17 protein-coding genes and 2 pseudogenes are annotated in these 19,527 nt (G+C 63.1%); 10 read left to right on the forward strand and 9 right to left on the reverse strand.

Annotated elements, in window-relative coordinates; all coding sequences use genetic code 11:
- Window positions 1–188, reverse strand: a pseudogene (locus ACTJKE_RS18135) (hydrolase); the annotation flags it as partial.
- 388 nt (window positions 189–576) lie between these two features.
- Between ACTJKE_RS18135 and ACTJKE_RS18140 the strand changes: the two are divergent.
- The 5 genes from ACTJKE_RS18140 (at window position 577) to ACTJKE_RS18160 (ending at window position 6,248) form a co-directional block, all read left to right on the forward strand.
- The gene (locus tag ACTJKE_RS18140; protein WP_058330126.1) at window positions 577–1,092 is read left to right on the forward strand and encodes a BA14K family protein; all 516 of its coding nucleotides are present in this window, start codon (window positions 577–579) and stop codon (window positions 1,090–1,092) included.
- A 93-nt stretch (window positions 1,093–1,185) separates the two neighbouring features.
- Window positions 1,186–1,464, forward strand: a complete 279-nt coding sequence (locus ACTJKE_RS18145; protein WP_197423554.1) for a helix-turn-helix domain-containing protein — start codon at window positions 1,186–1,188, stop codon at window positions 1,462–1,464.
- Between the two features lie 333 nt (window positions 1,465–1,797).
- On the forward strand, window positions 1,798–2,268 hold the full coding sequence (locus tag ACTJKE_RS18150) for a hypothetical protein (protein WP_440692049.1): 471 nt from the start codon (window positions 1,798–1,800) through the stop codon (window positions 2,266–2,268).
- 418 nt (window positions 2,269–2,686) lie between these two features.
- Entirely contained in the window at window positions 2,687–4,000 is a 1,314-nt protein-coding gene (locus tag ACTJKE_RS18155) for an MFS transporter (protein ID WP_058330124.1), read from the forward strand.
- Between the two features lie 664 nt (window positions 4,001–4,664).
- On the forward strand, window positions 4,665–6,248 hold the full coding sequence (locus tag ACTJKE_RS18160; protein ID WP_113512187.1) for a Na+/H+ antiporter: 1,584 nt from the start codon (window positions 4,665–4,667) through the stop codon (window positions 6,246–6,248).
- Between the two features lie 59 nt (window positions 6,249–6,307).
- Here ACTJKE_RS18160 and ACTJKE_RS18165 read toward each other — a convergent pair whose 3' ends face one another.
- From ACTJKE_RS18165 to ACTJKE_RS18175, 3 genes are all read right to left on the reverse strand, one after another.
- Complete coding sequence (locus tag ACTJKE_RS18165) at window positions 6,308–6,574, reverse strand: DUF2277 domain-containing protein (RefSeq protein WP_057255194.1); 267 nt, start codon at window positions 6,572–6,574, stop codon at window positions 6,308–6,310.
- Window positions 6,575–6,680: 106 nt separating this feature from the next.
- On the reverse strand, window positions 6,681–8,000 hold the full coding sequence (locus tag ACTJKE_RS18170) for a DUF2778 domain-containing protein (protein ID WP_245296310.1): 1,320 nt from the start codon (window positions 7,998–8,000) through the stop codon (window positions 6,681–6,683).
- Between the two features lie 255 nt (window positions 8,001–8,255).
- Window positions 8,256–9,146 (reverse strand): LysR family transcriptional regulator, encoded by an 891-nt coding sequence (locus ACTJKE_RS18175; RefSeq protein WP_058330121.1) that lies wholly within the window; start codon window positions 9,144–9,146, stop codon window positions 8,256–8,258.
- A 97-nt stretch (window positions 9,147–9,243) separates the two neighbouring features.
- Between ACTJKE_RS18175 and ACTJKE_RS18180 the strand changes: the two genes are divergently transcribed.
- Window positions 9,244–9,993 (forward strand): sulfite exporter TauE/SafE family protein, encoded by a 750-nt coding sequence (locus ACTJKE_RS18180; RefSeq protein ID WP_058330120.1) that lies wholly within the window; start codon window positions 9,244–9,246, stop codon window positions 9,991–9,993.
- Window positions 9,994–10,108: 115 nt separating this feature from the next.
- Here ACTJKE_RS18180 and ACTJKE_RS18185 read toward each other — a convergent pair whose 3' ends face one another.
- The 3 genes from ACTJKE_RS18185 to ACTJKE_RS18195 form a co-directional block, all read right to left on the reverse strand.
- Window positions 10,109–11,971, reverse strand: coding sequence for an adenylate/guanylate cyclase domain-containing protein (locus ACTJKE_RS18185; RefSeq protein WP_197423553.1), 1,863 nt, complete (start codon window positions 11,969–11,971; stop codon window positions 10,109–10,111).
- A 223-nt stretch (window positions 11,972–12,194) separates the two neighbouring features.
- Window positions 12,195–13,379 (reverse strand): cellulase family glycosylhydrolase, encoded by a 1,185-nt coding sequence (locus ACTJKE_RS18190; protein ID WP_113512180.1) that lies wholly within the window; start codon window positions 13,377–13,379, stop codon window positions 12,195–12,197.
- A gap of 151 nt (window positions 13,380–13,530) precedes the next feature.
- Window positions 13,531–14,421 (reverse strand): LysR family transcriptional regulator, encoded by an 891-nt coding sequence (locus ACTJKE_RS18195; protein WP_058330117.1) that lies wholly within the window; start codon window positions 14,419–14,421, stop codon window positions 13,531–13,533.
- A 104-nt stretch (window positions 14,422–14,525) separates the two neighbouring features.
- Here ACTJKE_RS18195 and ACTJKE_RS18200 point away from each other — a divergent pair, with 104 nt between their 5' ends.
- The 4 genes and pseudogenes from ACTJKE_RS18200 to ACTJKE_RS18215 all read left to right on the forward strand — a co-directional run.
- Window positions 14,526–15,140 (forward strand): nitroreductase family protein, encoded by a 615-nt coding sequence (locus ACTJKE_RS18200; RefSeq protein ID WP_058330116.1) that lies wholly within the window; start codon window positions 14,526–14,528, stop codon window positions 15,138–15,140.
- On the forward strand, window positions 15,137–15,991 hold the full coding sequence (locus ACTJKE_RS18205; RefSeq protein WP_058330115.1) for an EamA family transporter: 855 nt from the start codon (window positions 15,137–15,139) through the stop codon (window positions 15,989–15,991). The genes ACTJKE_RS18200 and ACTJKE_RS18205 overlap by 4 nt, the downstream gene beginning before the upstream one ends.
- A gap of 61 nt (window positions 15,992–16,052) precedes the next feature.
- Complete coding sequence (locus ACTJKE_RS18210) at window positions 16,053–17,081, forward strand: 2-dehydropantoate 2-reductase (RefSeq protein ID WP_197423552.1); 1,029 nt, start codon at window positions 16,053–16,055, stop codon at window positions 17,079–17,081.
- 33 nt (window positions 17,082–17,114) lie between these two features.
- Window positions 17,115–17,419: pseudogene (locus tag ACTJKE_RS18215) on the forward strand (TonB-dependent receptor); the annotation flags it as partial.
- Window positions 17,420–17,518: 99 nt separating this feature from the next.
- On the opposite strand, the gene ACTJKE_RS18220 reads toward ACTJKE_RS18215, so the two are convergent.
- Entirely contained in the window at window positions 17,519–18,961 is a 1,443-nt protein-coding gene (locus ACTJKE_RS18220) for a TRAP transporter large permease (RefSeq protein WP_058330112.1), read from the reverse strand.
- Window positions 18,958–19,473: a TRAP transporter small permease gene (locus ACTJKE_RS18225; RefSeq protein ID WP_058330111.1), complete on the reverse strand. Its 516-nt coding sequence runs from the start codon at window positions 19,471–19,473 to the stop codon at window positions 18,958–18,960. Before ACTJKE_RS18225 ends, ACTJKE_RS18220 begins: the two co-directional genes overlap by 4 nt.
- Between the last annotated feature and the right edge of the window lie 54 nt (window positions 19,474–19,527).

Below are 19,527 nucleotides of genomic sequence, written 5' to 3' on the forward strand. Positions count from 1 at the left end.
GACCCGGTCTCGACGGTGGTGATGGTCGTTGGAATGTTGAAGACCTTTGCGGCCTTGGCGAGACCGACAACGTTGTTCTTCAGGACCTGCCGATCGATCGACTGAACACCGAAGGCCATCTGCGGCTGCTGGTCGATGAAGATCAGCTGGCTGTTCTGGGGGGTCAGGACTTCGAGTTTGCTGGACATGGACTTTCTCCTCTTTGAGCTGGTTGGCAAGCGGGGCGTCGGTGCCCGGTCTTGGCCGGTCTGGGGTGAACTTGTTTGGTGAGAGCAGGTGTAGCCGACCGGATTGCGCTGCTGAATTGCAATAATGATTTCGATTGAATTGCGGTAAATGAAATAATTAACGACCTGCGGCCTTGTGCATTCCCCGCGGTCAAGGCGCCGGCCGGCGGGGCGTGGAGATGCCGGCGACCCGATCCGTCGTGTGCGGCCAAGCGGACATCGCGTGCGGTTGTTCGAAAGAGGCGCGTCGAGTTGCGCGCCACACCTGACGCCGCGTCGCCAAAACGCAGTGCTTCTGCGCCTTTTCCGATGTATACTCAGGATGAGCGGGGAAAATGGAGGTAAGCCAATGAACAGGCTAACGATCATTGCCTTGTCCGTGGCGTCGGCGTTGACCAGCGGTTCGCCAGCCATGGCATTTCCCACAGCAGCGGACGTCCCGAAGATCGAGACGACGCAAGCGCAACTGGTTCAGTACAGACGATACGGTGGCGGTTACCGCGGCGGTTACCGCGGTGGTTACCGTGGCGGTTACCGTGGCGGTTACCATCACGGGCACGGTGGCGGCGACGATTGGGCCTGGGCGCTCGGCGGACTGGCCGTCGGTACGATCATCGGTGGTGCGCTGGCGCAGCCCTATTATGGCTCGGGCTACTACGATCAGGGCTATTATAACCAAGGCTATTACGGCGGCCCGACCTACTATCGCCCGCGTTATTATGCGCCACGCTACTACCGGCAGACCTATTATGGTGGCAACGCGCATACGAGCTGGTGCTATGCCCGCTACCGGTCCTACAGGGCTTACGACGATACGTTCCAGCCCTATCACGGTCCGCGGCAGATCTGCATCTCGCCCTACTGACGGGTCAAAGGCTTCCGAGAGAAAGCCACCGCTTGACGACCACAGGCCTTTATCCTGGATTTACACCCAACGTCAGGTTTAGGTGTGTGCCATTTGTCGTCCCTCATGCAGATCGGAGAACTGTCGGAACGTGCAGGCGTCAGCCACCGCACGATCCACTATTACGAGCGCCTCGGCCTAGTGAAACCGGCCGAGCGTGAGGGCACGGGCTATCGCTACTATGACGAGGTTGCCGTCAAACGGCTGGAAAAGATCGCCGCACTCAAGCGCCTCGGCCTGAGCCTCGACGAAATCGCCGCGGTCATCGACCTCTATTTCGAGGATGCAAGCGGAATCAAGGGTAAGGAGAGGGTATCCGGATGCACGAGCTGATCGCGCAAGCGAGGCGGAGCAGGGCCGGCCGGGATAATTGCGACCGTACCCTACACTTGACGTCAAGTGCATATTATCTCGCGTTTATCCCATGCCAACCGAAGGAGTTTGACATGCCTCGCATACGCCCCTCATTGCGCTCGCTGCTCTCGGTCTCGTCTTCTCGTCAATCACGGGCAGCATTGCGCTTGCGGAAACTCAGAAGGGAAGGTCCATGAAATCGGCAACGCTTTCGGTGCAGTCCGTGGCGACCGTCATAGACAGTCATGTCGGTCGGGCTACGATGAAGTCGCTCGGCGCCCTGTCACTCTGGACGGCCAAAGTGCCGAACTTGTGCGTTATGAACGAACGGACGGCCGCAACGCGGCACTCGGTGGCGAGCATTTCAGCATTGTCATCGCCGCGGATGGCCGACTCAAGGGCTTCGCTCGGATCGACGGCGCTCTGGTTGGCGGTCAACTGCCGACGCGCGAGGAAACGCAGGCGATCGCCATGGATTTCCTGCGCGACGCGGCGCCCGATCTCCTGCCGGTGCTGAAGATCAGCTGGATCGAACCCCATGACGAGCCGCTGCGGGTCGCCCGCAATGGGCGCGCAGAAGACCTGACCCTGACGGGCATGAAAGTCAAAATGCGGAAATACGGTCGATGGTCTCTGGATGTGGGTCATGGTCGGGGCGGACCGCAAAGGTCATGGTGTTTGAGCGCGACATCAGCTGGATCATTCCCGGGCCATCGCGGCACGGTGACGTGGCTTCACGACTCGTGGCTCGTCGAAAACGGACACAACGTTGACCGAAGCTGACCGTCGTCCTCCAATCAGCGGGGAGCACCTGCCGGAAGGGCGTTCCTGATCCGGCTGCCTGAACCAAAGGGTAGCCGGCGGCGGCGATATCGGAGTTGATCCACAGCAGGTCGCGAACGAGGTCGATAAAGAGCGCGTTGCCTTTCGCATCGGCCGCCGCTTCGATGCGCTCGCGACCAAGATGCCGGCTGACGACCTCATCCTTCAGTTAAGAGCGCGAAACCGGTCTCTAATGACGATCTTTCCGTGTGTGATGTCCGCGCGGATACAACTTCGGATTTCTTTCGAAAGATTCTTTGCAAGCCTGCGCAAACCGTCGTTGTCACGCTACAGCCGATCCGATGCCGCTTCGAGGGACGCTGTTCAAGTTCGATCTGCCGACGTAGTGTCCGCGCATTGATTTCTAAGGCAGGACGGAATGACGACGATCACGATGAACGAAGCGCTCGACCGCGCCGGTACGGGACCCTATCAGTACCGCTTGATCGGCATCTTCGGCTTGGTCTGGGCGGCCGATGCCATGCAGGTTCTGGCCGTTGGTTTCACGGCAGCCTCCATCGCCGCGACGTTCGGTCTGACGGTTCCGCAGGCACTGCAGACCGGTACCCTGTTCTTTCTCGGGATGCTGATCGGAGCGGTTGGTTTTGGGCGGCTGGCCGATCGCATCGGTCGGCGGCAGGTGCTGATCGTCACCGTGGCCTGCGATGCCATCTTCGGGATACTGTCGATTTTCGCACCCAGCTTCGGCGTCCTTTTGCTCCTGCGTTTCCTCACGGGTGTTGCAGTCGGCGGTACCCTGCCGGTCGACTACGCCATGATGTCGGAGTTCCTGCCCGCCCGAAGCCGCGGTCGCTGGCTCGTCATGCTCGAAGGGTTTTGGGCCGTCGGAACGCTGATCGTGGCCGTGGCGGCATGGCTCGTTGCGCTTGCGGGACTCACGGACTCATGGCGCTACATTTTCGCGGTCACCGCCATCCCGGCGGTGCTCGGCCTCGGACTCCGCTTCCTCGTTCCGGAGTCGCCGCTCTATCTGCTTCGTGCGGGCAAGGCTACCGAGGCAAAAGCCATCGTCAACCGGATGCTCGTCGCCAATCGCCACCCTCAGCTTGAAGCGGCGGTATCGATCGCGCTTTCTGCGGCCTCACCAAGCGCCGGTATCTTCTCTGGGGATCTGCGCCGCCGCAGTCTTCTGATCTTGGCCGTGTGGTTCCTCGTCTCCGTGTCCTACTACGGCGTCTTCACCTGGATGCCGCCGCGGCTCGCGGGGGAAGGCTTCGGCTTCGTCCGCGGTTATGGTTTTCTCGTTCTCATCGCTTTGGCGCAAATCCCAGGCTATGCGCTTGCCGCCTATGGCGTCGAGACATGGGGACGCCGGCCGACGCTGGTTGGCTTTTGTCTTCTCTCCGCCTTGAGCTGCCTGCTTTTCGTCGTCGCAGATGGGGCGACGATCATCGCAGCGTCACTGCTCATCATGAGCTTTGCGCTGCTCGGCACCTGGGGTGCGCTCTATGCCTATACGCCGGAGCTCTATCCGACGGAGTCGCGGGCAACCGGAATGGGCGCGGCGGGCGGCATGGCGCGCCTCGGCGGTCTGCTCGCCCCTTCCTTGATCGGCATTCTGGTGGTCCAGAGCTTCGGGCTTGCAATCGGCACCTTTGCGGGTCTGTTGCTGGTAGCTGCGATCGCGGCCTGCCTGATCGATGCGGAAACCCGGCTTGCATCGCTTGCGTGAGATCCGCGGACGAATGCGCCCATCGCTCCTGGTGAAGAACGCGTTAATCACAGAGGCGAGGAAATGGAAGTTCTGCCAAGGTGTTGCGGCAAGATCGGCTTGTGCACAACCGGTGGATAGAATGCGGACAACTCGGGGAGCGATGACGCCGGGCTTTCTGATCGAGAAAACCGCTCTAGCATGCACATGCGGCCGATCCCACGGTCGCTAGTGTAGCAGCTATATCATCGGGACCGGTGCATGGCGCCGGTCCCGATCCTCTATCCAGAGCTTTTTCGGCCGCAGGCGCCGTTCCGCCATCTTTTGCAACACACCGCGCTGACCGGCGTGCGGGTAAGGGCCCCCGCTTGGGCCTGCTCGTGTGCGGTGCACGCATAGCTGCATTGCACAATAATTGTTTTCCAGATGGTCAAAAATCAGGCATAAAGCACACAGCTGATGCACATGGCGGTTCTCCTCCCAATACCGCCGCAGCAGCTGTTCCCCTCTGGAGGTTTATTGACCTTCACACCTTATGGGCCGCGGTCTTCCGTCGGCCCTTTTTTCTTTTCTGGCAGCGCCTCTTTTCTCGGCTCAAACCGCGCCGTTGATGCGCCGCGCCGATTGCGTTTCGGCAAAGCGCGTTCTGTAATGCCCTCGTCCTGGAGGGGTGGAGGCAGAGCGCGTGGAACCGACACATTTGTTCGAGCTGGTGATTGGCATGTTTGTGGCCATCATCGCGCTGCACTTTGTCGCCGACAGGTTCGGGTCACCCCCTTCCGTCGCACTGCTGGCCGGCGGCGCACTGCTCGCCTTCTTGCCGGGCCTGCCGGCGATCGCGGTGGATCCCGATCTGGTGCTCGTCATTTTCCTGCCGCCGCTGCTGCTCGACGGCGCATGGACGATCGCCGTCGGCCGGCTGCGCCGGCATCTGATCGGCATCGCCTCGCTGGCGATCGGCGCGGTGTTCTTCACCTGTGCCGTGGTCGCCGTGGTCACCCATCTGCTTTTCCCCTCGCTCCCCTGGGCTGCCTGCGCGACGCTTGGGGCGATCGTGTCGCCGCCCGATGCGGTTTCGGCCCGTGCCGTGCTGCAGCGTGTGCGGCTGCCTCGGCGGTTGCAAATCCTGCTCGAGGGAGAAAGCCTGCTCAACGACGCGAGCGGCCTCGTCCTCTTTCGTTTCGCGATTGCCGCCGGCGTCACCGGGGCCTTCAGCGCGAGCGAAGCGGTCGGCAGCTTTTTCGTGCTGGCCATCGGCGGCGCCCTTGTCGGTACCGCCATCGGCACGGCCTGGGTCCTGCTCGCGCGCCGTCTTGGCGACGAATACTTGATCATCGCGGCCACGGCCCTGCTATCCTGGACTTCCTACCTGCTCGGCGAGTTCCTGCATGTTTCAGGCGTCATTGCCACGGTCACCACCGGCCTGATCGCAAGCTGGCACCAGCACACCGTGCTCACGGCGGCCACACGCATGCGCGGTTCGTCGTTCTGGACCGTCATCGTCTTCCTGATGGAGGCCGCCGTCTTCATTCTGATCGGCCTGTCGCTTCGCGGCGTCGTCGAGCGCGGAGGCGGCTTCGATGTCGTCGCCGCCACCATGTGGTGGCCAATCCTAGCAATTCTCGTGGCGCTCTCCGTCGCGCGCTTTGCCTGGGTGTTTGGCTCGGATTTCGCCATCCGCCTCGGAAACACCCTTGGGATGGAGCGCTATCGGCCGCTTGGGGCACGCGCAGCAACGGTGGTCTCCTGGGCAGGTGTGCGCGGTGTTGTCACGCTGGCCCTGGCCCTCAGCATACCGGAGGGCTTCCCGGGGCGGGACTTCATCCTGGTGACGTCCTTTGCCGTCATCCTGGGGACCGTGCTCGTCCAGGGCACCACGCTCGGGCGGGTGATCCTATGGGCGGGGCTCGTCGAGCCGCCATCGGAAAAGGCGCGCCTCAGCATGAGCCAGGCCGAGGCGGCCATGGCGCAGGCGCAACTCGTGACCATTCAGAGCCACGCCTATGATGACGGAGGCACCCTCATCCATCCGCAACTGCTCGACAGGTATCAGCGCCGGGCGGTATCGATCGTCGATTATGCCGAGCGCACGGAGCACTACACGCCCATTCTTCATGCCCACTTCGACGTCGTGCTCGAAGCGGTCGCAACCGGACGGCGCGAACTCATCCGGCTTCATCGCGCCGGCGAGATCGACGACGAGACGCTGCACGAATTGGAACGGGACCTCGACCTTGAAGAATTGAGTGCGCTTGCCGCCAAGGCGTGAGGAGCGCTCCCACGGGGTAGGGAACAAAGCGCGTCGGCTATTGCTGACGCTACATTGTCTCAGGCAAACCGGATCGCGTTCCTAGCGCGTGCCTTAGCCGCTTCTTCTTCGCGGTTGCGCGGCGGCTGTGATGTTTCCAGTGAATAGAGCAATTCCCGGGCGCAGGCCGCGATCGAATTGACGGCGTGCTCGAAGGCCGCCTCGTTGCGCTTGGCCGGTTTGGTTGTTCCGCTCAGTTTGCGCACGAACTGCAACGCGGCGTCATGGATCTCCGCATCCGTCGCCGGCGGCTCGAAATTGAACAGGGGTTTTATGTTTCGGCACATGACGGGCTCCCGGTCCTCTTCGTTCTCGCTCCTGTAGAGGCCCGGATCTTAATGCTCCTACCCCATTGGCGAAAGACCTTTGCCGTCCTTCCGTCGGACGTCCCCGTCAGGAGTTCCTGCCGTTCGATGCCAAGCGCATGCCGGCCGCGCGTCCGCCGTTCGGCACCACAACGATCTGCTTGACCTTGCCTTGTTTGAAGGCGGTCAGGAAACGCGGATAGTCGGCGAAGGCGACGCAGCCATGGGATTCCGCGCGCTTGCCGCGCAGCAGATAGCTGTGGGTCAGGAAGCCGTCGCGGCCGTGTTTGTTCTTTCCGTCGATCGGCAGCATGCGGATCGCCTCGACCCCATGGAAGCGCGTCTCGCGCATCTTGAGATTATAGGTGTGCGGCGGGGTCGGCCCCGTCATCTTGACATCCGCGTAGCGCGGATTGTCGGCCATCTTGCCGATGCCGGAATGGGCCTCGAGCACGCTGCCATCGGGCATGTAAACCTTGGCAGCGGTGATGTCGTAGACGGCGACGCCATTTCCTGCCTTCGCTCCGCTACCGAAGATGTTGCGCAGCGCCTGGCCGAAGCCGGTGCTGGAACTGTTCTCCGTCGGATCTTCCGGCGGGGCATAGGCGAGCTTCGGCTTTGCCGGCGTTTCGCGTTCGTCGGTCTTCCCGGTCTCTTCGGCCTTTGGCGCCGCCTCGGCTTCGGCCTGCTTGGCCGCAGGTTTCTCGGTTTCGGCAACAGGCTTCTGCACTTGTTCTGTGCGCGGGCGGAACTGCGGCATGGGACCGACAGACGGCGTGTCCTCATGGCTCGGCAGTGCGGCCGTGTCGTCAGCCGCGTCCGGTTCCGGCTGTTCGGCAAGATCGTCCTCGACAGGCGCGGTCAGCACGGCGGAAAACGCGCTGCCTTCTACATGGCTCTGAGAGGGGGTGGCATAGGCGAGCTGGACCGCCGGCTTGTCAGCGAAACCGCTGGTCATCGGGGCGAAGCGTTCCGACGCGGGCAGGCTCATCGTTGCGGCCTGGTGGCGAGATTGCGGAGAAGCGGAAGGGGCGGAATTGCTGGCGAGCTTTTCCGACGCCAATACCGCTTGTTTCACCGCCGCCGCCAGGCGCGCGCTCTTGCCGAGCATTTCGGCATCTTTCGGAAATTCAAGATCGCGCGCGAATCTCGCGTCGCTGGGCGTCAGGCTTGCGACCATGGCCGGCTGCGCCGCAGCGGCGGCGACGAGCCGCGTCGCCTGGTTGACCCTGGCGTGCTTGTCCCAGGCGCGCTCTTTTGTCTTCTCGGCCAGATGGAGTTGCGGTTTGGGCAGCAGGCGGCCCGAACCATGCGTGAAGGAACTGTTCATCGCGACCATACCGACGAGCGACCACGCAGCCGCGCCGACAAGAGCGGTGCCGCAGCAAGTGATCAGCAATGGACGCAACAGACGATTCAAAGACTGTGGGCGAATGATCTTACTCAACAACGCAAATCAAGCCAGAAATTCACGCAAAAGGCCCTCAGGCCGGCAAGCGACCACCGCTGCGCGACTTCCGGATTGTCCCCTTCTTGACGACTGATGGACAAAAGATGGAGAAGTATGGTTAAATTTTGCTTTCCAAACGGCGAAGATCAGCATTTTTTCGACGCTCGCCTCAAATCAGCGAGCGAGCCTGCTCGTAGAGGTGGCTAAGGCGCTTCAGGGCCGTCCACTGCGTGCGAGATGCTCGAACAGGCTAAGCGCGGGCGGCGTCAATTGTCCGTCACTGCGGATGCACATCGACAGCCGCCGCACGGCCCATTTTTCCTGAAGGCGAATGACAGCGATCTGAGCGGGCCGACGGCAGCGGCGGGCCGCTTTTTCCGGCACGATGCCGATCCCCACACCAGCGCCGGTCATGCGGCAGATGTCGTCGAAGGTGCGCAGTTTCACGCGCAGCTTAAGCTTGGCGCCGAGCTTGGCCGCCTGCCCCTCTATGTGATCCTGCAAGGCGCCGCCCGCCAGGCCGATGAAGCGTTCATCGAGAAGGTCGGCGAAGCGGACCTGCGTTCTCTCGACGATCGGATGGTCGTGGCGGGCCACCACGACTAGCCGGTCGGTCGCGAAGGGGCTGAGCGTCAAGCCGCTTGTCTCCACCGCATCAGAAAGAATGCCGATCTCGGCGAAGCCGGCAGCGACGCTCCTGGCAATCTCGATGCTTTGCCGCTCTTTCAGGTCGATGTCGATCTGCGGGTTGGCTGCCATCCAGGCCGCGAGCCTTTCAGGAATGAACTCGGTCATCGCTGCCGTGTTGGCGAGGACGCGAACGGTGGCGCGCATCCCCTTCGCATAGGCTCCCAGTTCACTGCGCATCTGCACCGTCTGGCGGATGATCGTGCGCGCGTGGTGGACGAGCGCCTCGCCCGCCTCCGTCGGAGTGACACCGCGTCGCCCCCGCGTGAGCAGGGTAACGTCGCCCGCCGCCTCCATGGCGCGCAGCCGTTCGCTTGCCGCCGGAAGGGAAAGCCCAACATCCAGCGCGCCATGGGTGATGCTGCCGGCATCCACGACGGCGAGAAACAGGCGAAGATCATTGAGGTCGAAGGACATTCAGCAAGGATAATCGACAAACAGCCTTCGGGCCAGCCGAAGTCTGGAATCGGGACTTCCGCATTGTCTATGCCGCCGAACCGGTTACGCCGGTCACATGTTCGATGCGTCGTTTTCTTTTCTGTCGGCCGTGGCCGCGACATTTTTCGTCGCCGGCCTCGTCAAGGGCGTGACCGGAATGGGCCTGCCGACCGTGGCGATGGGCGTGCTGGGTGCGCTGATTTCACCGGTCGCGGCGGCAAGTCTGTTGGTTGTTCCGTCTTTCGTGACCAACGTCTGGCAGCTTCTGGCGGGACCCGGCATTCTGTCGCTTGCGCGAAGGTTCTGGCCGTTGATGCTGGCGATTGTCGCCGGAACGCTGCTCGGCTCCGCATGGCTGGTGAGTGGGGACACACGGCTGACCACCGCCGCGCTTGGGGCCGCGCTCGTCATCTATTCCGGCTACGCGCTTATTGCGCGACCGTTCCGCATTGCTGAGCGACAGGAACGGTGGCTCTCGCCGATTGTCGGAACGCTGACCGGCGTGGTGACCGGCTGCACCGGGGTCTTCGTCATTCCCGCCGTGCCCTATCTGCAGGCCCTCGGTCTTGCGAAAGACGACCTCGTGCAGGCGCTGGGGCTTTCCTTCACTGTTTCGACCATCGCATTGGCGGCCGGGCTTGGCGCCCAGGGTATCTTTCAGGCTGAAACCCTTGCACTTTCCGTGATTGCGGTCGTGCCCGCGGTTCTCGGAATGTGGGTGGGGCAATGGTTGCGCGGCAGAGTGGGCGCGCAGGCGTTCCGCCGCGGCTTCCTGTTCTGCCTGTTCCTCTTGGGCGCGGAGATGGCTCTGAGACCCGTGTTTTGAATCCGAGGCATGGTTGACTTGCCAGGCCCCACGTCGTGCCGCTTATCCCGCCCCACTGCATGTTTCCTTTAATCGTAGCCCGTTAAAGGACAAAAACATGCAGCGATTCAAAGTGCTACCGCGACCTTTGCGCGTCTGATAAGACGCGCGGCGCTGTAGTCGGCAACCGGTAGATTTCGGTCTGTTTCGTCCGACCGGAAAGGCAGTGTTTGCCAAGCGGCGCGAGGTCGGAGCGGCCTTCGGTCAGGAAATCGACGGTTTCACCGCTCAGGAGAACGACGATCTCTTCGCTCGGCGCCACCGACTTGCCGAGCTGCTCGATGCGGTTGCAGACGTTCACCGCATCGCCGACGATCGTATAGGCGGACCGCCCGCTCATGCCGATATTGCCCGAGACGACCGGACCGGAATGGACGCCGATGCGCACCCTGAGGGGAGCTAGCCCCTGCCGGCGCCGGTCCGCATTGTCCTTGGCGACCGCAAGCGCAATGGCGCGGGCCGCGCGCATGGCGCGATCGGCATGATCCGGCTGGTCGTCCGGAGCACCCCAGAACGCCATCACGCAATCGCCGATGAACTTGTCGATCGTGCCGCCCTCGTCCTCGATGCATTGGCCGAGCAGATCGAAATGCCTGTTCAGGAGTGCGGCGACTTCGGCAGCCGTGGTCTTTTCGGCCGTGGCGGTGAAATCGACCACGTCGGTAAACATGATGGTCACCGTTCGCTGCGTCGAGACGAGATCTCCGCTTCCCAGCAGATGGCGCACCAGTTTCTTCGGCACGTAGGTTTCGAGCCAGCGCAGCCCGGTCAACATCGTATTGTAGGCGCGCGCCTGTTCGTTCAACTCCGTGAACAGGCTGCCGGGCAGGGGGTGAAGAGCCGCGAAGTCGAGCATGCCAACGGCACGCACCTCACGCGCCATGCTGGTGACCGGGCGAACGATCAGACGGCTGACGACCCATGCGATGACGATCGCCGCGAGAAGCACCACGAGACCGGCCACGCCGGCACGCAGCAGATCCGAAATCGGCTTCTCCAGGGATTCGATCGGTACCTCGACGCCGACGATAAGAGGAGCGGGTGCGTAGCCGCTGATCTCGCGGGTGAGAATGACACGACCCTTGTCCCCCACTTCCACGACACGAGCCTCCAGCGCCGAGTCGTGGAAGGTCTCGGGTTCCCCGTCCCACAATGCGGCGAGGAACGGATCGCCAAGTTCGCTAAGCTTCGGCAGTCGGTGCTCTGCGGACAGGAGCGGATGGCCCGATGCCATCATCGGATGGGCGAGCACTTGGTCGCGGCCGTAAAGGACGAAGGGTGTCGTCCCGGGATTCGAGACGGCGATCTGGCGCAGGAAGTCCGAAATGGCATCGACCGTGATCGTTGCCCTGAAGACGCCGGAAAACTGGTCGCCGGCGGTTGCCGGCTGCTGCAGGTTTGTGACCGACGTGCGTATCGCCGGGTCCGGGACGAAGTAGACCGGCCCCCATTCGGCCTTGCCTCTGCGGCGCGCCTCGTCGATCTCCGTACGCTCGTTGTCGGTCCTGATCGTGTCGGCGAAGGAAAAGACGCCCTTGGGGCCCTGGGTCACACCGAAGATTTCGCCATTTGGCTTGACGAAGGAGAGCACACGCACCTGCGGGGTCGCCGCGAGCGCGCCGGTCATCACGCGCTCCAGGGCCAGCGTGTCGGTCGGATCGAGGCGCCCGGCCCCGACTTCCTTTGCCAGGAACGCCAGCTGGTCCTCAACCGGGGCGAACCGGCTGCCGATTTTCGTCTGGACGGCATCCAGACCGAGATGGGCCGATTGGGCGAGCAATTCGCGCGTAGCACCGGCCGACATGTACCAGACGACGGAGAGGATGACGGCGGCTGTCAGAGCCACCAGTGCCGCCATCACGATCGCCAACGTGCGCGACAGGGATATGGTTCGCTTTCGTGTGTCGGCGTCGGCCGCCCCGGTTGTCAACAAAGACATGCCCCAAGTTGGAAACGGCGCCACATACGTCGTGGCGCTCGTAAGGATGATAGTTCTTCTAACGATTCCTGCCCTTTTTCCAAGCAGACCGGGGTCCGGTTGGATAGGCGAAGGCTGCGACGTGATGTACATCGCAATCGAGCGCTTTTGTGACGCCGGCGCGGAAAGCAGTCACGCCTGACGGCCGGCATGCCCCGGTTCCAGGGCGTGCGGCGGGACGCGGTCACGGATCCTCGGCGAGCCGCCGGCTGATGGGCGCGAACTCCGGTGTCGAATTGCGCGGCGTCGTGTCGCGCTCATTGGCTTCCATCTGCTGCCAATATTTCCAGCCCACGGTCTTCGAGCCGAGCTCGTAGTCCATGCCATCCCAGGCGTCTTCCCGGAAGCTGTAGAAGGCCCAGTGCAGATCGTCCTTGTCGAGCGCGGTCAACACGTCCTCGAGATAGGTCTTGCAGCTCGACCAGCGGCGCATGCATCCAAACTCGCCGGCGACGAGGCGGTTGAGCGGCACGCCCTTGTCCTTGGCCCATTGGACAGGCTTTGCGATGTAAGCGGCCGCCCGCGCCCGATCCCAGGTCTCTTCGCCTTCGCCAAAGGGCACCTTGCCAGGATACGCATAGGGCTTGTCGCGCTTAATGTTGGGCGCGCTCGTCGCCGCATAGGGTTCGTACATGTGAAAGCTGTAGAGCACCTTCTGGTCCGTGAGCCCCGATGGCCAGTAGGAAAACGCATCGGCTGCCGCATACCAGCCGGCATCCGCCATGATGGGGGTCGCCGGATCGACCTCGCGGATTGCAGCGATGACAGTCTCGTAGAAGGCTTTGAGATCCGCGGCGCTGCCTTGCTTGCCGTCGTACCAGGCCTGCATCGCCTGCGGGTCGGCGTGTTCGGCAAGGCCATTGTTCTTTTCCGGTGCGGGCTCGTTGACGATGTTGTAGGCGGCAACGGCCGGATGGTTCTTCAGTTCGCGCGCCAGATCTCGCCAGAAGCTTGCCGTCTGGTCCCACCAGGCTTTGTCTCGCCAAAGCCGGCCGTCGAACTTGTTGCCGTTGTTCTGGGCCCAGCGCATGCCTGGCAAAGACAGCGGCGCGATGACCACCTTGAGGCCCGCCTTGTCAGCGTCGTCGAGCGTCTGTCTGAGCGTCTTCAGATCGGCGGCAGGAATACCGACGTATTTGTCGGCGTCGCCGATCAGGTAGTCACGTTTTGCCGGTTTCCACTTGTCGTAGGAAAGGCGCACCCAGGTGGCGCCGTAGCCTGCCAGCGCCTTGAAATAGGTCTCGTCCGGCGGCAGCCGGTTGAAGCTGTTGCCGCCGTGCTGGGGCTTGTCCCAGAACGTCATGAGATCGGCGGCATCGGCCGAGCCGGCGAGGCTGACAGCAAAGAGGGTGGCGGCAATCAGGCGCATGAATCGGTCCTTCGGGCTCTTGTTTAAGTGCCGGTAACCTACTGGCGGATCGCATCGTCGGTGTTCCCCAGGGAACAGTGCCGGATTTTCTCGGCTTGCAACGGTTCGATCGTATGCCCGTCAAGCGGCGCGGCATGGGCGAGGCGCGTGATTACGGGCGGCTGAATGTTTCGGCGAGAAAATCAAGAAACGCCCGGATCTTTGGCGCGACGTGCTGCCGGGACGGATAGATGGCGTAGAGCGTGGTTTCGACCGTCTCCCAGTCGGAGAGTACGCGTTGCAGTCGACCGCTCTTCAGGTCGTCTTCGACATAGGGTCGGGGTATCAGGCTGACACCGAAGCCGGCACGCAACGCATCGCGAACCGCAAGGCTGGATGTCACCGAGTAGCGCGCCCTTACGACCACTTTCTCCGTTCGGCTGCCGTTGCGAAACTCCCATAAGTCCGCATGTCCCGAGAGACTGAAGCGGACACAGTTGTGCGATTTCAAGTCGGCCGGCTCCCGCGGTTCGCCATGGGCCTCGAAATAGGCAGGTGCCGCGCAGACGACGTGCGGCATTACCGCGAGTTTCCTGGCGATGAGGCTCGAATCTTCCAGTTTGTCGCTGCCGCGAATGGCGAGATCGAACCCCTCCCGGACGATATCGACGCGCCGGTCGTCGAGATGAAGGTCGAGCTTGAGGTCCGGGTAGCGGGACAGGAACCCGGGGATGACGGATGAAAGCCCCATCAGCGTCACGGTCATCGGAGCGGCGACGCGCAACGTCCCGCCAGGCGTCTGCCGGACAGGCGAGAGTGCCGCGTCGGCATCCTTCAATGCATCGAGTCCGCGCACGACATGCTCGAGATAGAGTTTCCCCTCGTCCGTCAGCGCCATGCGTCGCGTGGTCCGGTTGATGAGCCGCGTGCCGACGCTGGCCTCGAGTTCGGCAACGTTCTTGCTGATCGCCGCCGGCGACAGGCCGAGCTTGCGCCCCGCCTCTGCGAAGCTGCCGAGTTCGGCCACATGGCGGAAGACCTGGAGGGCGGTGTAGCGGTCCACGATAGTTTTCCAATGGTGAATAATGTGTTCTATAATGGCAATATTATCAATCAAAGGTGAATTCAATACGGTTGGTCCGACAGACATATGATCGGATCGGAAGAATGACACATCCCATGATCGCCCTCATCGAACAGCGCGTGTCCGCCAATCGTTTCGATGCGACCCATGAACTGGAAGACGCGGAAATCGAGCAACTGGTGCGTCTCGCGACCCGCGCACCGACGGCCTACAATCTTCAGAATTGGCGGTTCATCGCCGTGCGCACGCCGGAAGGAAAAGCCCGGCTGCGCAATGTGGCGCACGGGCAAGCCAAGGTCTCGGAAGCTGCCGTGACTTTCATTGTCTGCGGCATCCTGCCCGATCACCAGACGCTGCCTGCAAGGCTGCGCCCGTTCGTCGACACCGGTTACATGCAAACCGAAATGGTCGCCGGTTGGCAGGAGGCTGTGCGCGCCCAATATGCCGACGCCAAGGTTGCCCGCGATGAGGCCATGCGTTCGGCCAGTCTCGGCGCCGCGACCTTGATCTATGCCGCCGAGGCTTTGGGATTGGCGACGGGCCCTATGGGCGGGTTCGATGCCGAGGGCGTCGCCCGGGAGTTCAACCTTGGGCCGGGCGAATTGCCGGCAATGCTTCTCGCGGTTGGCCGTGCCGTTCCCGGAAACTGGCCGCAAAAGCCCCGCAGGCCGCTTGGCGAGGTTCTTCACTTCTCATGAAAACAGACGTTTCCGATATCGCCTTGACGGCGATTGCCCCCGTCGTCTGGGGCAGCACCTATATCGTTGCCACCGAGTTCCTGCATGGCTTCTCGCCGCTGACGGTCGCCCTGTTGCGAGCATTGCCGGCCGGGTTGCTGCTCCTCATGATCGTGCGGCGACTGCCGCGCGGCATCTGGTGGTTTCGCGCCTTTGCGCTCGGAGCTCTCAACATCTCGATCTTTCTGAGCATGCTGTTCGTCGCGGCCTACCGCCTTCCGGGCGGCGTCGCGGCAACCGTCGCGGCGGTCCAGCCCTTGATCGTTGTTTTCATCGCAGCGCTCCTCCTGAAGGCGCCGATCCGTCCGGTGTCCCTCGTCGCGGCCATTGTCGGCATTATCGGCGTCGCGCTGCTGGTGTTGACGCCGCAAGCCGCGCTGGACGAGATCGGCATTGCCGCAGGCCTCGCCGGCGCCGTTTCCATGGCCTTCGGCAACGTCCTGGCGCGAAAGTGGAAGTCGCCGGAATCGCTGCTCACATCCACGGCATGGCAGCTGACGGCCGGTGGCTTGCTCCTCGTTCCCGTGGCCCTTGCATTCGAACCGGCGGTGCCCTTCCCGACCGTTCCCAACCTGCTTGCACTCGCCTGGCTGAGCCTGATCGGCGCGGCGCTGACTTATGTTCTTTGGTTTCGCGGCATCGCACGGCTGGAATCGGCGGCAGTGTCAGCACTTCTCTTCCTGAGCCCGCTGACGGCTGTCCTGCTCGGATGGGTGTTCCTGGGTCAGTCCTTGAGTGTGCTTCAGATTGTCGGCGTCCTTTTGGTCATCGGCAGCATCTGGCTCAGCCAACGCGTTTCCGCCCGAACGTAAACGGCGCGTTGGAATGCGACGATCCCGGCCTATACTCCCTGGCGTGCGGAGGGGCGGTTTCGTGAAAATCGGAGTGTTCGGTGCCGGCGCGGTCGGCGGTTTTGTCGGCGGCTGCCTTTTGGCCGGTGGCGCAGAGGTGATCTTTGTCGGCCGGGCGGCGCGCGGTGCCGCTTGGCGAAAGGACGGGTTGCGCCTGACCGACCTGGATGGGCGTGACGATTTCGTCGCGCCCGAGCGGATCGTTTACTCCGACACGGCTTCCTCCCTGGCGGATTGCGATCTCGTCCTCCTGACGGTCAAATCCGGGCAGACGGCGGGTGCCGCGACAGAGCTCTCCTCGGTGCTACGCCCCGGCATCCCGGTCCTCAGCCTGCAGAACGGTGTGAGCAACAGCGCTACGCTACAGACCTTTCTGCCGTCGGCAAAAATTCTGCGCGGCATGGTTCCTTTCAACGTGATGGCACCGGGCCCGACCCATCTGCATCGTGCGACAGAAGGCAATATGGCCGCCGAGCACGACCCGCTGATGGCTTCGGCGGTACCGCTCTTTGCGGCTGCGGGACTGGCTCTCGACCTGCGTCGTGACATGGAAGAGGTGCAATGGGCGAAGCTGCTGATGAACCTCAACAACGCAATCAATGCGCTCTCCGGATTGCCCTTGCGCGCGCAGCTCCAGACACGGGGCTTTCGTCTTTGCCTGGCGCTCGCCCAGCGGGAGGCACTTTCGCTGCTGGCCGCTGAGGGACGCCTCCGGCCGGCGCGCCTGACACCGCTGCCACCGGGTTGGTTGCCGTCCGTTCTCAGCCTGCCGGATGCCCTGTTCCGTGCCATTGCCGGTCGCATGCTGAAGATCGACGCCACGGCGCGCTCCTCGATGGCCGACGACCTTGCCGCTGGCCGCTTTCCTGAAGTGGATTGGATCAACGGTGCGGTCGTCGCGCTCGCCACCAAGCTCGGCCGTCGGGCGCCGGTCAATGAACGGCTTTGCACGCTGGTCAAAGATGCGGCGGCCTCCAGAAGCAAGACATGGGAGGCAGATGCGCTGCTTGCCGAGCTCAGGCAGACGCGTACGCTCAAGATAGAAGGGTAGCGGCTTGGTCTCGTGGGCGCCGGACGTTACCAGGTGCCGCCGGAATATACCGTGGCGCTCTGACATTGTCGCAGACGTTCCGGGATGATGCGCTGACGGTCGGCGGCAGGATTTCGCGCACCGGTTCGCGCGCGATCGGTCATGGCGACGTCACCGCCCAGGGTGCTTCGCAATTCATCTCGCTCATCGACTGGAGGCCTTATACGCTGGTCGATGCCTTCGCCGAGTGCCGGATCAACGAGAACCTGACGGACGCCTACTATGTCGACCCGTTGAGCCTCGTGCAGCAGCCCGGCCCGGGGCGCACTTTCTATGCGTCGCTGATGGCCGAGTTCTAAGCCTTTCGCCGACCCGCGACTGCGGTAGCAGATGCCGGGCAATGTCGTGTCAATTGTTGCGAGGCGGCGCGCATGAGCGCCGCCTAGGAACCGGCCCCGTCAATTCAGCAATCGGACCAGCGCCAGCGCAACCCCCGGGGAAACCGTGACGATGACCAGCCTGATGAGGTCGGCGATCACGAACGGCATCACGCCTCGGTAAGTCTGCGCTATCGGTACGTCGGTCGCCAACTTGTTGATGATGAAGACATTGAGGCCGATCGGCGGGGCGGAGAGGCCAATGCCGACGACGATCAGGACGAGAATGCCGAACCAGATGGCGACGTCGTCCGGCGGCATGCCGAGATCGAGCGTCATGACGATCGGGATGAAGACGGGAAGGGTCAGCAGGATCATCGCCAACTCGTCCATGACGGCGCCGAGCACGATATAGATCAGCAGCATGCCGCACACCACGGCGTAGGGCGGCAGCCCGGACTCCCCGATCATCGAGGCGAGCATCATCGGCATCTGGGTCAGCGCCAGGAACGCGCCGAAGACCTCCGCCCCGAGAAGGATCAGGAAAATCATCCCGCTGGTTTCAGCCGTCTGCAGCAGCGCGTTCTTCAAGGCAGCGGGGCTCAGTGCCCTTTGCAGCAGGCCGATCGCGAGCGTCACCGCGGCACCGACCGCAGCACCTTCCGTTGGCGTGAACACCTCGCCATAGATGCCGCCGACGACCGTGACCGCAACGGCGGCGGCGGGAACGACGGCGAAATCGGCGGCTAGCAGAAGCAGGCCGAAGATTGCCAGCAATATCGCGCCGACGGTGCCGAGCGAACCCAACAGCCAACCGACAGTACCGCCGACAAGCAAGACCAGCCCCGCCGGCCGCGCCCAGAACGGACGGAGCGTCTTTGCGACCTCGACGACTGTCACCGGCGGCGCGAGATGGGGCTTGCGCCGCACGACCACGGCAATCGCGATCAGATAGAACGCCGCCGCCAGCAATCCCGGCACCAGGGCGGCCTGGAACAGCTTGGCGATGTTCTGCTCGGCTGTGATCGCATAGATCACCAGGATGACCGACGGCGGAATGAGGATGCCGAGCGTACCGCCGGCGGCGATGGTGCCGGTTCCAAGCCCGGCATCGACCCGCGCGCGGCGCAGTTCCGGCAGTGCCGCGCGTCCGAAGGTTGCGGTGGTTGCGACCGACGAGCCGCAGATTGCGCCGAAGCCGGTGCACGCCGCAATCACCGCCATCGGCATTCCGCCCCTGAACCGTCCGAGCCTCCGCTCGGCCACCCGAAACATGGTCGCGGCGATGCCCGATTGTTCGGCAAGCGCGCCCATCAGGATGAAGAGGGGAATGACGGATAGCGTATAGCTGGCAAACTGGCTGTAGGTGTTGGTCTGCAGGTAATAGACCAGCGCGTGCGGGCCGGAGAGATAGGCATAACCGGCGGCGCCGACTGCCAGCATGGCGAGCGCGATCGGCATTCTGATGGCGATCAGGACCAGCATCGCAGCGAAGCCCAGGCAAGCAATGGCAAAGCCGCTCATCGAGGGCCTCCGATCTTGAGAATGGCGACGGACAAGCCGATGACGGATGCGAGCGCTGCCAGCGCGGCGCAGGTCAGATAGACCGGCCAGATCGGCCAGGGCAGCTGGATCAGCGTCGTTCCGTACAGACGCGCCTCCAGTCCGCCAGTGAGAAGACCCCAGGCGAAGAATGCCAGGCAGGCCGCCAGCACGAGGTCCCAGGCACCATCGATGACCCGCGTGACGCGTGACGGAAGGGCGAGCGTAAAGGTATCGACGGCAATATGGCCGTTGCGCGCCTGGGTGTAGCCGAGGAATGAGAAGATCGCGACACCGATCGCGACCTCCACGAGTTCGTAGTCGGCCGGTACGGGCCGGTTGAAAAGCCAGCGGCCGAGGACGCTGATCGTCACCAATGCGGCTGCGAGGCAGATCAGCGTTCCGCCTATGAGTGCCAATCCTGCCGCAAGCCGCTCAACCTCGCGGCGTCGCGGCACCGTAACGGCAGCCTCGTGTGTTGCTTCTTCCGTCATCCCGGTTCCAAGCTCTCGAATTGTTGGATGGAGCCAAATTCAGGCGCGCTGGGC

Origin of the sequence: Ensifer sp. 22521 (assembly GCF_052044795.1) — a bacterium.
GTDB lineage: Bacteria > Pseudomonadota > Alphaproteobacteria > Rhizobiales > Rhizobiaceae > Ensifer.